Origin of the sequence: Nocardiopsis lambiniae (assembly GCF_031845465.1) — a bacterium.
Lineage (GTDB): Bacteria > Actinomycetota > Actinomycetes > Streptosporangiales > Streptosporangiaceae > Nocardiopsis > Nocardiopsis lambiniae.
Window position 1 is genome coordinate 1 of sequence record NZ_JAVREP010000039.1, and the last position, 12110, is coordinate 12110.

Consider the following 12110-nt stretch of genomic DNA (forward strand, 5'->3'; position numbering starts at 1 on the left):
CGTCCGGTCGCGTGCGGTGGCTTCCCCGGACAAGCCGACGAATCCCGTAAAGGACAACCTGTCGGTGTCGGTCAGCGGGTGGGTCAGACCTGCCGGAGAAGCCATTACACATCCTCACAGTCAGCGGACGACGTCGAAGACCTGCTTCTGAACGCCGTTGGAGTACGCCTCGTGCTCCACCAGTTCGAGCTTGGTGAGGTCCTTGTCGGTGTCGCTGAACAGGCGCTTGCCCGCGCCCAGGAGCAGGGGGAAGACGAGCAGGTGGTAGCGGTCGACCAGGTTCGCGTCGGCGAGGCCGCGGGCCAGGGTGGAGCTGCCGTTGACGATGATCGGCCCGCCCTCGGTCTCCTTGAGGGCGGCGACGTCGTCGAGCGACCGCAGGATCGTGGCGGGCCAGCGCTCGTCCTGCTCGGTGAGGGTGGTGGACACGACGTAGCGGGGCATCGCGTTGTAGCCCGCGAACTCCTCGGTCATCGTGGGCCACACCGGAGCGAACGCCTCGTAGCTGAGGCGGCCCAGCAGCAGGGCGTCCGCCTCCGCCTGCTCGCGGCCCTTGATCTCGTAGGCGGCCTCGTCGAACTCGACGGCCTTGAAGGTCCAGCCGGTGTTGCGGTAGCCGGGTTCGCCGCCCGGGGCCTCCATGACGCCGTCGAGGGAGGTGAACGCGGTGATGATCAGGGTGCGCATGGTGTGTTCCTCACGTCTCGTTCGCTCTTACACACTCTCGTCGAACGGGCCGCGCGGGATTCGACACCGCGCGAGAGATTTTTTCCGGATCCGATCGGGGCCGCCGTACGAGGTCAGCGCGGGGTGGGCAGCCGGGCGCCGAGGAGGGAGATGCCGTAGGCGCACAGACAGGCGGCCAGAACCGCCGGGACGAGCCCGATGGGGCCGCCGAGGAAGGACTCGCCCATGAAGGCGATGCCGACGACGGACGCCGCGATCGGGTTGACGACGGTGGTCACGCCCAGGGGCGAACCGAGTTCCATGCCCTGGTAGGCGGCTTGGGCGAGGAACAGGCCCAGGACGGCGACGACGGCGGTGCCGATGGCCGCCGGGTGCAGGAGCGCGCCTGTTCCGTCGGTGCCGACGACGGTGATGGTGGTCTTGGCGAGCGCGGAGGAGACACCGAAGGCGATGCCCGCCGCGGCGGCGAGCAGATGACTGCGCCAGAGGGGCGGGCAACGGCCCGCCACCCAGGCGCCCGAGATGAGCAGGGCGAGGGTACCGGTGGTGACGATGAGCCCGTCGGTGGCGGTCAGGGGTTCACTGCGGCCGTCGGTCATGGCCAGGGCCAGCAGCGCCGTCACGGAGAAGAGTGCGAGGAAGGCTCCCCGGAATTCGCGTCGGGTCAGCCGGTGTCCGCCGAGCCGCGCGGCCCAGGGGATCGCGACGACCAGGGTCAGGACGCCCAGCGGCTGCACCACGGTGAGCGGGGCGAAGGCCAGGGCGCCCACCTGGAAGACGGCTCTGGCCCCGTTGAGGAGGACCGATGACCACCAGAGGGGACGGGTCAACAGGGCGGCCAGGGGGCGGCGTTCGGTGAGCGGTCCCGGGAGCAGCACCGCCAGCCTCCACTGGGCCACCGCGGCCGCCGCGTAGGCGACACAGGAGAGGGTGCCCAGGAAGGCGCCGAGCCACACGAAGGGATCCATGTCATGGACCCTTTCGCGCGGGCCGGGTCCGTGTCGTCATACCGGAGGATGAGCGCGGCCGTCTTCGGTAGGGGAACGCCCCTCGTTCCAGCGGCGGACGGTCTCGGGGAACGCGTCGACGAGCACGGTCCGGCGTACCGAGTCGTCCCCCCGAGGCCGGGGCCGGGGCCGGGGCCGGGGCGGGGACCGTCATGGGAGGAAGGGGCCGTGGAGGCTCGGCGGACCAGAGGCGCACCCCTGATCTCGTCGAAGACGACATCGGAGGAGGCCGTTGTGTCGTCACCTTCGTGTTCCTCGCCCTGACCACCCTCTACCCTCTATTCCCTGGTGGGGCTCATCGGGACCCTCCTCGGTTAGGATGCCCGGCATGTCCCTTCCCGCGCCCCGGAGGCCCCACCGGTGAACACCTCCTCGATCGTCTCCTGGGTGCTCTTCGTGGCGGTCTTCGCGCTGACCCGCGCCCTCACCCGGGACCCGTACGCCGACCTGCTCGGCCCCGGTCTCGTCGCGACCCTGGCCTCCTTCGGCACCGCCATCGCCCTGGGGCTGCTGATCCTCGTCGCCGTCCAGCGCTTCTCCGGTCGCTCGCGGCCGGAGTGAACCGGGGCGCTCCGGCCCCGTCCGCCCTCCGCGGGTCCCACACGGACGGGGCGGCGCGCGTCGGCGGTGTGCGCGGCCGATACCCGTCACCGCCGCTCGGAGTGAACGTCCGCTCGGCCCCGGCCCCAACCCCGACCCCGGCCGCGAACGGAACGGCGGTACCTCGCCGGGAGCGCCGGGGTCTCCACGTGGAGCGGATGTGGCCCGCGTACCGGAGACCGCGCGGAGCCGCCGGTGCGGGGGAGAACGCTCGATGAGCGTTCGGCCGAACCCCTCCACGTCGTCCACCGACTGCTCGGTGGGTAACGGAAAAGCCCTGGGACAAAGGGATGTGGATCTTTTCGGCCGCGCGGGACCCTAGACTCCTAGGCGTGAGGAATACGAGCCCGGGAGGACGCCGGGTGACGCGGGGCGATCGTGACCGTCGGCGTGACGAGATCCCGCGGATCGCGATCGAGGTCTCCGCGGCGCGCGGTCACGACAAGGCCTCCCTCGCCGAGATCTCCGACCGCGTCGGCCTCACCCGGGCCGGGGCCCTCCGCCACTTCCCGTGCGAGGCGGACCCGCTCACCGGGGTCCTGGACCTGCCCGACGCCACCGCGTCCCCCACCATCCGCCGCCTGATCGGGGCCGATCCGTCCGGGCACGAGGAGGTGGAGGAGCGGTGAGGGAAGCGGTCGAGCGGTTGTACACGGTGTTCGCACGCCATCGTCTGGCGGCGCGCATCGATGGCTGCCCGCACTGCGTCACCGACGAGGACCAACACCTGCTGCGCCGATCCCCCCTGCGCGAACTCGGCGAGGCCGACCTGAGCCGGTTCGTCGCCAAGGCCATCACCACCTGGGGGAACGTGGACGACCTGCGCCACTTCCTGCCGCGCATCCTCGACCTCGCCCTGCCCGGCGGTGGCGTCATCGAGATCGACACCGTCGCCGCGAAACTGGACCTGGCCCGCTGGTGGGAATGGCCGATGGACGAACGCGACGCCGTCCGCGCCTGCTTCGCCGCCCTGTGGCGGCGCACCCTGGAGCGCGAACCCGAGGAACGTCCCGCCGTCCTGCTCCTGGACACGCTCGCGACCGCCTTCGACGATCTGGCCCCGTTCCTGGACGCCTGGACCGCCCGGCTGCACCGGTGGGCCGACCACCACCCGGCCGTGCGTCAGTTCGCCGACACCGCGGGCACCATCGTGGCCACCTCGCCGACGCTGCGTCATCCCCAGGTGGTCGTCTGGCTGCTCACGCTGCTGCCCCACCTCGAACTCCTCTTCAAGGAGATCGAGGAGGTCGATCTCGGCCTGGCCGAGGCCCTCCTCGACACCCATGATCAACTCGTGCTCCTGCGCGGCACCATCAGCCTGCGCTGAGCCCCCACGGTCCCCGGCTTCCTCGCCCCGGGGCCACCGGACCGGCCATCGGTGGCGGTGGTGCCGTCGTGCCCCTCGCCGACCTCGTGGGAGGAGCCGGTGTGGTACAGGATGCGCTCGGTGGTGGTCGTCTCACCCGCGTCGATGTGGGCCATGATCCCGATGTCGCGGATCGCGGCCTGTTCCATCCGTGTTGGTGGCCATGGGGTGCCCGTTCCTCTCCGGTGTCGTCGGGGCGACCAAGGGCGGTGCGCGCATGCCTGTGCGGCCGTGGGTACGGCCTGCCGCCTTCTGGGAGGGCAGGGTTCGCGATCCCCGACGGGCCAACGGTTCTCGGGCTTCACGGCACGAGAAGGGCGGCGGGTCCGCGACCCGCCGCCCTGCCCGCCGCCCCGTCACTCCACCGGACGCCGGGGCTCCACCACGGTGTTCGGTCCCGGGTGGATGAGCCGTTCCTCGCCGTCGGGAAAGCGCACCAGGTAGGGCGGCCCGTTCCGGGCGCCGCGCACCTCGATGATCTCCCCGACGTCCTGACCGTCGCTGCTGGTGACCCCGTGCGTGTGGACGTGGTCGCCGACGTTCGCGCGCATGTTCCCCCCGTTCCGGCCGGCTCTCGACCCGGCCCGTACCCCGGCTCTACCCGTCCCCGCTCCGGACCGAACCGGACCGAACCGGACCGGAGCCGTGCACGTGGCCGGCCGTACGAACGCCGTCGGCCGTGCGAACGCCATCGGGTCCCGAGAGGTCCCCGTCGTTCGTCCGTACGCCCCCGGAGCGGGTGCGCCGAGCATCCTTCCCGGGGTGCCGGTGCCGGTGCCGTGCCCCGGTGTGCCCGGCGGGGTCGCGTGGATGCCGGGGAGACCACCGGGGAACGGGACGACGGGTCGCGGCGGTGGGCTTCAGCGGGGGACGAGCCCGGTGGCCAGGACGTCGATGATGTGGGGCAGCGACCGGTCGATCTCCTCGGGCGGGGTGGTGGAGTTGAGGACCGCGAACCCGTGCAGGGTCGAGGCCACCGTGAACGCGATGGACTCCGGGTCGCCCGCGGCGACCTCTCCCGCCCGCTGGCCCTCGGCGATCATGCCCAGGACGGTCTCCAGCAGGCGGCCGACCGCCGCCGTGAGTTCCCCGGGGGAGTCGGGCGCGTGTTTGCGCGCGTACATGAGGTCGAGCAGGGCGGCGTTGCCCAGGGCGAACGCGACGTAGACACGGCCCATGGCGAGCAGTCCGCCGCGGGTGTCCCCGGATTCGGAGGCCGCGGCGTCCAGCCGCTCGGTGAGGCGCTCGAAACCGCTGAGGGCCAGCGCGTCCAGCAGGGCGGTCTTGTCACGGAAGTGACGGCTGGGGGCGGCGTGGCTCACCCCCGCCTCACGTGCGAGTTCGCGTAGGGACAGCGCGCCGGGGCCGCGCTCGGCCAGGGTGCGCTCGGCACCGGCGAGCAGGACCGCGCGCAGGTCTCCGTGGTGGTAGGGACGACCGGTCATGGGTCCAGCATAAACCGATGTTTACGGCGTCATCATTGTTGTCATTGACAACTTCGCTCCGGGTTGTCTACCGTGAGGGAATGGACACCACACCCGTCGCCCTTCCCGACCTCACCGGACGTACGGCGATCGTCACCGGAGCCAACAGCGGTCTGGGCCTGGAGACCACGCGGATCCTGGCCGGGGCCGGCGCCCGTGTCGTCATGGCCGTGCGTGACGAGGCCAAGGGACGCGCCGCCGCCGAGGGCATCCGCGGAGAGACCGAGGTGCGCCGTCTGGACCTGGCCGACCTGGCCTCCGTGCGGGCCTTCGCCGCGGGCTGGACCGATGACATCCACCTCCTCGTCAACAACGCCGGCATCATGGCCGTGCCCAAGGCGCGGACGGTCGACGGCTTCGAGCTCCAGTTCGGGGTCAACCACTTCGGTCACTTCGCCCTCACCAACCTGCTCCTGGGCCGGGTGACCGGCCGGGTGGTCACCGTCTCCTCGGGGCTGCACGCCTCGGTGCCGGGCATCGACTTCGACGACGTCGACTTCGAGCGCGGCTACACCCCCTATCGCGCCTACGGTCGGTCCAAGCTGGCCAACCTGCTCTTCACCCTCGAACTCCAGCGCCGCCTCACCGAGGTCGGCTCTCCGGTGCTGTCGGTGGCCGCCCACCCCGGCTACGCCGCCACCAACCTCCAGGGACACGCCGCCAACCCGTTGTCGCGGGCGTTCACCGCCATCGGCAACAGGTTGTTCGCACAGAGTGCCGCCGCCGGCGCCCTGCCCACGATCTACGCCGCCACTCAGCCGATGCCCCCGGCCGGGTTCGCCGGCCCCCGGGGCGGTATGCGCGGCGCCCCCACCCTGTGCGGACGCAGTTCGGCGGCCAAGGACGGGGGCGCCGCCCGCCGGCTGTGGGAGCTGTCGGAGGAGCGCACCGGGGTCACCTTCCCGATCAAGGCCTGAGCCCCGGGCCCCGCACACGCGAGGAGGGCACGCGCCGAGGTGGGTGGATCCACCCCTCGGCGCGTGCCCTCCCCCGTTCAACACGCGGTCAGGGCACGAGGGTCAACTCGTCCACCGCCGCCGCGCGCACCGCGTCCTCGGTGAACGCGAACGGCATCGTCTCCCCACGGCCCCACGGCTCCAACTGGTCGTCGTAGTGGGGATGGAAGGCGTGCCCGGAGTTGCCGGTCAGGTGGACCCAGGTGGAGGCGTCCCGATCGGACAGGTCGACGACCATGCGCATCGACGGCACCGCCGTGATCGCGTACCCCTCCTTGTCGTCCCAGCCGGTGGCGTTGACGATCGCCGAGCCGCCCGAACTCTCCACCGGACCCCGGTTGAACAGCCACTCGACGGGCCCGATGCCCGACGTGCCGAACGACTGGTGGGTCGCGGTCAGGGTGTGCAGGTCGCCCCACCGCCAGTCGGCGGGGTCGTCCCCGAGCAGCCCGGTCAGCTCCTCGGCGGCGGCCTCCATCGCGGCGGCCAGCACCTCGTCGCGACCGCTCACCTCCTCGCCCTCCCACCACTCGGAGTCGGGGTCCTCCAACAGGTCGGCCACCACGTACATGCCGCGTGAGTTGCCGGTCATGGCGACCGGCTCCAGCTCGTCGAACAACAGCGGCAGCAGATGCCGCCAGGTGGCCTGGTAGAACGCCGCGCCGGCGGAGTCCGGCTCGGTGTACAGGTCCCAGTCGACCAACAGCTCGCGCGCCCGCGCGGCCGTGCCCTCGACCTCGACGTCCACCAGGTGGGGCACGATGGCGACGGCCCCGCCGTGGTACGAGTCCATGTGGATGCGCGACATGTCCTCACCGTCCACCGGGCCCTCGGCGATCGCCTCCTCCAACAGGTCGTTGATGCGCTGGGAGCGGTAGCCGTAGTCCCAGTCGTCGGTGAGCAGGTGCGGGTAGTCGGCGTCCACCCCGGACTGGTTGGCCGTGACGACGAACCCGGACGCCGGGTTGTAGACGCTGGGGAGTTCCTCGAAGGGGATGAACTCCTTCCAGTCGTAGTCGGAGTCCCAGCCGGGGGCCGGGTAACGGCCGTCGCCCTTGCCGCGGACCGGAACGATGCCGGGGGCCTGGTAGCCGATGTTGCCCTCGTCGTCGGCGTAGACGAGGTTCTGGGCGGGTACGTCGAACCCGCTCGCCGCCACCCGGAAGTCCTCCCAGTCGCGGGCGCGGTTCATGACGAACAGGGCGTCGCCGGTGGTGCCGGGGGTGAGCGCGGTCCACTGGAGGGCCACCGCGTACTCGGCCCCCTCCTCGGCGCCCTCCAGCGTCGGCTCCTCGGCGATACCGGCCAGGTCCTCACCGGCGGCGGTGTCCGACAGCAGCGGGCCGTGGTGGGTCGAGCGGACGGTGATCTCCACGTCCTCGCCGTCGGCGACCTCGACGGTCTCGGTCCGGATCTCCAGGGGACGGGCCTCGCCGTCGACGATGTAGGAGTCGCCCTCGACGCGTTCGACGAACAGGTCCATCACGTCGGGGTTGAGGTTGGTGAATCCCCAGGCGATCGACTCGTTCTGGCCGATGACCACGCCGGGCAGCCCGGAGAAGCCGAACCCGGCGACGTCGAACGGGCAGGCCTCGGTCAACTCGGTGCAGTGCAGCCCGACCTGGTGCCAGGTGGAGGGCATCGCCGCGCCCAGGTGGGGGTCGTTGGCCAGCAGGGGCAGACCCGACGCGGTGTGCTCACCGCCGACGACCCACGAGTTGGAGCCCAGGTCGGGGCTGCTCCTGGGGCCGAGCATCTCGGGCAGCGCCAGGGCGCGGGCGTACACGTCGTCGACGGCGGCCACGGCCTCCTCGGGCAGTGCGGGGCGGTCGGCGCCCGGGGTCCGCCGTTCGTCGGCCTCCCCGCGCAGGTCGGCCTCGACGCCCAGCAGCTCGTCGGTGTCGGTGATCGGCAGGTGCTCCTCGTAGGGGTACTCCGGGTACAGTTCGGCGATCCGCTCCTCGCTGAAGCCGGCGTCGAGCAGCCGCGCCCGCTCCGTCTCCTCGCGCATGTTGCCGCCCAGGTCCCAGGCCATGGCCTTGAGCCAGGCCAGGCTGTCCACGGGGTCCCACGGTTCGATGGTGTGGCCGCCGTTGAGCACGTTCAGCAGGGCGTACTCCAGGCTCGCCTCGGCCCCGTCGTTCTCGTCCAGCCAGGCGTTGACGCCTGCGGCGTAGGCGTCGAGGTACCCCCGGCTCTCGGGGGCCAGCAGGTCGTACTCCTGCTCGGCGACGTGACGCCAGCCCATGGTGCGCAGGTAGACGTCGGTCTCCACCTGTCCTTCGCCGAAGAGTTCGGCGGTCCGCCCGGCCGTCACGTGGCGGCGGAAGTCCATCTCCCAGAACCGGTCCTGGGCGTGGACGAAGCCCTGCGCCATGAACAGGTCGTGCGCGTCGTCGGCGTAGACGTGGGGGACGCCGTACCCGTCGCGCAGTACCGTGACCGGGGAGTTCAGGCCGGGAAGGGCGAGATCACCGGACGTTTGCGGGAACGACCTGCGCACGGTCCACACCCCGAGAAGCGCGCCGACCAGGGCGAGCACCACAAAAATCGACAGAGCGCCCAGAAGTACACGAAAAAGGACACGTTTACGCAATACACCCATGTCGGAACCTTAGGGTGTCCCGGCTCACACTCTCCAGGGTCGCGCGGTGAGGGAATCCAATTGTTACCTGTGGGTAAAACCGCTCATGGGAGTCCCCTCCGGCCCCGCGGGCACCGAGGGCGATGGTCGGGGCGGAGTCGGCGGCTAGGCTGTGCGGGAAAGTTGCTTGCTTCACGACAAGCATCGTGAGGTATGGCTGCCCTCGATTTCGATGCGGTGGAGATGAGGGACGGATGACATCGTCGTCACCTGTCGGGGCGGACGCCCCCCGCACGCCCGACCCCGGCACACCCTCGACGCCCGACGCGGGCGAGGCCCTCCTGCGCGTCGCCCAACGCCTGGAAGGGCTGTTCACCGACCTGGCCGGCGAACACGGACTCACCGCGTTCCAGGCCAGGACACTGCGCGCCCTGCACGAGATCTCCTCACAGGGCGCGCTCGCCCGCCGGCTCGGCTGCACGGCCTCGCGGGTGTCGATCGTCACCCGCGAACTGGAGGGGCGGGGGCTGGTGAGCAAGGTCGCCTCGGTCGGCGACCGGCGCATGAGGGTGGCCCGCCCGACGACGGAGGGGACAAGGATCATCGACGCCATCGGCGCGGGACTCGCCGCCCGCTCACCGCTGGTGAGCGGCCTGACCGACGACCAGGTCGCCGACCTGTTCCGCCTGCTGTCCCTGGTGGAGACCGCCCCCTGAGGCGGTCGCACCGCTCACGGAAGGGCCGCCGCGCGGACCCGCACGATCCCCCCGCCTCGAACGCACCGTTCGCCCCGAACGGGTGCCCACACCCGCAGGGAACGCGTCCCCGGCAGCGACGACCGGGAACACCGACGCCCCCGGACCGCTCAGATCCGGGCGCCGGCCGCCACCGCCTCGCGGCGCAGCCGGGTCACCACCTCGGTCGCCGGATCGTCGGTGGCCTCGCGGAACCCCTCGCCCGCCCACAGGGCCATGCCACCCGTGTCGGCGGCCCGTGCCGCCGCCGCCCGCAGCGGCCGGGTCATGTGGTGCACCTCCGGGTAGGCGTGCGGGGCCTTCGGGTGCTCGGTGATGAACCGGTTGACCAGACCGCGCGCGGGACGGCCGGTGAACGCCCACGTCAACGCCGTCTCGGTGAAGTCGGGGTCGACCAGGGCCAGCTTGTGGTCGATGCGGGCCCCGCTCTCGGGGCAGCGCAGGAACGCCGTGCCCAGCTGTGCGGCCGACGCGCCCGCCTCCAGCACCGCCGCCACGTCCCGGCCCCTCATGATCCCGCCCGCGCCGATCACCGGCACCTCGACCGCCGAGGCGACGGCGGCGACCAGCTCCAGGGTGGGCCGGTCCACGCCCCGGGCCGGGTCGAACGACGCCCGGTGGCCGCCGGCCTCCACACCCTGGACGCACACGCCGTCGGCGCCGCGCGCCACCGCCATCAGCGCCTCGTCCACCGTGGTGGCGGTGACGACGATCGCCGACCCCGCCTCCTGGAGACGGCGCAGCACGTTGCCGTCGGGGCAACCGAACGTGAAGCTCACGACCGGGACGGCGAGCCGCTCCAACAGGTCGATCTTGGCGTCCCAGGCATCGTCGTCGTGGACCGGTTCGCCCACCTCCGTGCCGTGGCGTTCGGCCTCGGCGATGAGTTCCTCGCGGTAGGCCGCCACCACCGCGGGGTCGGCGGGCGGTCCGGGCACGAACACGTTCACCCCGAACGCGGCCACGCCCCGCCCCCGCACCGAGGCGACCTGTTCCTCGACCTTCTCGGGTGCCAGGTATCCGGCGGCGAGGAAACCCGTTCCCCCGCCCCGCCACACCGCGTCCACCAGCTCGGGAGTGGAACCCCCGCCGGCCATGGGCGCTTGGACGATCGGCCGATCCCGCAGCAGCTCCGACAGGTGGCTCATGATTCCCCCGCATTCCTCCCCGAACGTGCACGGGCAGGTTATCCGACCCCGATCCGGGGCCGCAGGAGTGACCCGGGGGGAGGGGCCGCCCCCGGATCACTCCCTCACGTCGCTCCCCTCGGAGTCACCCGGGGCGCCCCTCCCCGCCCCGCCCCCGGGGTCGAAGAAACGGCGGGACTCGGGAAAGGCGAAGGCCAGGGGCACCGTCGCGGCGGCGGCGACGGCGGATACGACGAGAACGACCGTCATCGCCGTTTCGAGACCGTGTCCGTCCCAGACCCAACCGAACAGCACATGGGTCATGGAGAGCACGGCCAACGCGACGAAGGACATCGTCGAGAACAGGGCGTTGCGCGCGGCGTCGCTGTACATCAGGTGCTCCCACACCACGAACAGCGCCTGCGACATGCCGAGCAGGAACTCGGCGAGGATCAGGCCGACCACCGGCGGCAGGAGGTCCCAGGCCACCAGGAACAGCGGCACCCCGGTGGCGATCACACACGCCGACCCCCACAGGTGGGGATGCCGATGTCCGAGGAACCGGGAGCAGACCGCTCCGAGGGCCAGCGCGAAGGTCATCACGAGCAGGACCATCCCGTTGATCCGGACGTCGTCGCCGTACCGCGCCGTCACCAGGGGCTGCCAGCTCATGACCAGTACCGCCTTGACGACGGTCAGTCCGACGACCAGGACGACCAGCGGCGCGAACCGCCGCCCCGCCAGCGTCGTCACGGACTCCCGGACCAGCGCGCCCACCGACACCCCGGGGCGCCCCGGGCTCGCGGGGAACGACAGGGGGACCGCGAGACCCAGCGCGACCAGCATCGCTCCGGCGACCAGGATCAGCGCGTCCCCCGACAGCCAGGTGCCGCCGAGCATCACCGTCACGCCACCGAGCACCCCGCCGAACCGGGAGCCGATCTGTCCCCAGCGCACCACCCGGGCGACCCGGACGGCGCGGTCGCGCGTCCCCATCCGGTTGACCACCAGCGCGGTGAGCGCGCCCGAGTGCAGGTGGAAGCCCACCGCCCACAGCACCGTCCCGAGGAGGGTCACCGGGACGCCGTCGGCCCAGCCGAACAGCACGAAACCGGTGCCCCAGACCACCAGCCCCGAGGCGAGCAGCCGACGGTGCCCGTACCGGTCGCCGAGCGCGCCGCTGGGCGCCTCCGCGGCCAGACCGAACACGGCGGACGCCGCCAGCAGCGTGCCCAGCTGCAAGGGGTCGATCCCCCGGGCGAGCAGAACGGTCACGAACACCGCGCCGAAAGCGAAGTCCGCGGTGGTGGAACCGAGGGAGAAAAGGACGTATCTACGAAGCAGGGCCGGTCGCGCCGGGATCTCCTCGGAGTGCAGTTCCTGCCTCCCGGGAATCGAGGGGAAAAGAAAAGAGAACGTATATAACGCACGTGAATGGCGGATCGGTTCACGCTAACACGAACGCCTTTTCCCGACCATCGGTTTCCCGAACGGGCGCCGCCCCCGGGGGGGTCCCCCCGGGGGCGGGGCCCGGGGTTCCCGGG

The 12110-nt window shown here is 71.7% G+C and carries 12 protein-coding genes and 1 pseudogene; 5 read left to right on the forward strand and 8 right to left on the reverse strand.

What is annotated here, in order from left to right; all coding sequences use genetic code 11:
• Nucleotides 1–120 precede the first annotated feature (120 nt).
• Nucleotides 121–687: a dihydrofolate reductase family protein gene (locus RM479_RS27345; protein ID WP_311514568.1), complete on the reverse strand. Its 567-nt coding sequence runs from the start codon at nt 685–687 to the stop codon at nt 121–123.
• Between the two features lie 113 nt (nt 688–800).
• Nucleotides 801–1655 (reverse strand): DMT family transporter, encoded by an 855-nt coding sequence (locus RM479_RS27350; RefSeq protein ID WP_311514569.1) that lies wholly within the window; start codon nt 1653–1655, stop codon nt 801–803.
• A gap of 399 nt (nt 1656–2054) precedes the next feature.
• Here RM479_RS27350 and RM479_RS27355 point away from each other — a divergent pair, with 399 nt between their 5' ends.
• The 3 genes from RM479_RS27355 to RM479_RS27365 all read left to right on the forward strand — a co-directional run bounded on the left by RM479_RS27355 (nt 2055) and on the right by RM479_RS27365 (nt 3621).
• A complete protein-coding gene (locus tag RM479_RS27355; RefSeq protein ID WP_274808403.1) occupies nt 2055–2255 on the forward strand; it encodes a hypothetical protein in 201 nt (66 codons plus the stop codon).
• 401 nt (nt 2256–2656) lie between these two features.
• Nucleotides 2657–2923 carry a hypothetical protein gene (locus RM479_RS27360; protein WP_311514570.1) on the forward strand — a complete coding sequence of 89 codons (267 nt, stop codon included), beginning with the start codon at nt 2657–2659 and terminating at the stop codon, nt 2921–2923.
• Entirely contained in the window at nt 2920–3621 is a 702-nt protein-coding gene (locus tag RM479_RS27365) for a hypothetical protein (RefSeq protein WP_311514571.1), read from the forward strand. Before RM479_RS27360 ends, RM479_RS27365 begins: the two co-directional genes overlap by 4 nt.
• A 47-nt stretch (nt 3622–3668) precedes the next feature.
• Here RM479_RS27365 and RM479_RS27370 read toward each other — a convergent pair.
• The 3 genes and pseudogenes from RM479_RS27370 to RM479_RS27380 form a co-directional block, all read right to left on the reverse strand.
• Nucleotides 3669–3809, reverse strand: a pseudogene (locus RM479_RS27370) (GTP-binding protein); the annotation flags it as partial.
• A gap of 207 nt (nt 3810–4016) precedes the next feature.
• Nucleotides 4017–4211: a DUF1918 domain-containing protein gene (locus tag RM479_RS27375; protein ID WP_274808399.1), complete on the reverse strand. Its 195-nt coding sequence runs from the start codon at nt 4209–4211 to the stop codon at nt 4017–4019.
• 309 nt (nt 4212–4520) lie between these two features.
• Nucleotides 4521–5105 carry a TetR/AcrR family transcriptional regulator gene (locus tag RM479_RS27380; RefSeq protein ID WP_311514572.1) on the reverse strand — a complete coding sequence of 195 codons (585 nt, stop codon included), beginning with the start codon at nt 5103–5105 and terminating at the stop codon, nt 4521–4523.
• 80 nt (nt 5106–5185) lie between these two features.
• On the opposite strand from RM479_RS27380, the gene RM479_RS27385 reads away from it, so the two are divergent.
• On the forward strand, nt 5186–6061 hold the full coding sequence (locus tag RM479_RS27385) for an oxidoreductase (RefSeq protein ID WP_311514573.1): 876 nt from the start codon (nt 5186–5188) through the stop codon (nt 6059–6061).
• An 88-nt stretch (nt 6062–6149) separates the two neighbouring features.
• Here RM479_RS27385 and RM479_RS27390 read toward each other — a convergent pair whose 3' ends face one another.
• A complete protein-coding gene (locus RM479_RS27390) occupies nt 6150–8705 on the reverse strand; it encodes a penicillin acylase family protein (protein WP_311514574.1) in 2556 nt (851 codons plus the stop codon).
• A gap of 233 nt (nt 8706–8938) precedes the next feature.
• Here RM479_RS27390 and RM479_RS27395 point away from each other — a divergent pair, with 233 nt between their 5' ends.
• Complete coding sequence (locus RM479_RS27395) at nt 8939–9400, forward strand: MarR family winged helix-turn-helix transcriptional regulator (protein WP_311514575.1); 462 nt, start codon at nt 8939–8941, stop codon at nt 9398–9400.
• A 149-nt stretch (nt 9401–9549) separates the two neighbouring features.
• Here the strand turns inward: RM479_RS27395 and RM479_RS27400 are convergent, their stop codons facing one another.
• Both RM479_RS27400 and RM479_RS27405 read right to left on the reverse strand, forming a co-directional pair.
• Complete coding sequence (locus RM479_RS27400; protein ID WP_311514576.1) at nt 9550–10587, reverse strand: nitronate monooxygenase; 1038 nt, start codon at nt 10585–10587, stop codon at nt 9550–9552.
• 96 nt (nt 10588–10683) lie between these two features.
• Entirely contained in the window at nt 10684–11961 is a 1278-nt protein-coding gene (locus RM479_RS27405) for an MFS transporter (protein ID WP_311514577.1), read from the reverse strand.
• Nucleotides 11962–12110: the final 149 nt, after the last annotated feature.

Bases quoted from the DNA above. Each gene is read 5' to 3' on its own strand.
- RM479_RS27400 (WP_311514576.1), bottom strand. From the start codon at position 10,587: ATGAGCCACCTGTCGGAGCTGCTGCGGGATCGGCCGATCGTCCAAGCG.
- RM479_RS27345 (WP_311514568.1), bottom strand. From the start codon at position 687: ATGCGCACCCTGATCATCACCGCGTTCACCTCCCTCGACGGCGTCATG.
- RM479_RS27390 (WP_311514574.1), bottom strand. From the start codon at position 8,705: ATGGGTGTATTGCGTAAACGTGTCCTTTTTCGTGTACTTCTGGGCGCT.
- RM479_RS27380 (WP_311514572.1), bottom strand. From the start codon at position 5,105: ATGACCGGTCGTCCCTACCACCACGGAGACCTGCGCGCGGTCCTGCTC.
- RM479_RS27350 (WP_311514569.1), bottom strand. From the start codon at position 1,655: ATGGATCCCTTCGTGTGGCTCGGCGCCTTCCTGGGCACCCTCTCCTGT.
- RM479_RS27375 (WP_274808399.1), bottom strand. From the start codon at position 4,211: ATGCGCGCGAACGTCGGCGACCACGTCCACACGCACGGGGTCACCAGC.
- RM479_RS27385 (WP_311514573.1), top strand. From the start codon at position 5,186: ATGGACACCACACCCGTCGCCCTTCCCGACCTCACCGGACGTACGGCG.
- RM479_RS27395 (WP_311514575.1), top strand. From the start codon at position 8,939: ATGACATCGTCGTCACCTGTCGGGGCGGACGCCCCCCGCACGCCCGAC.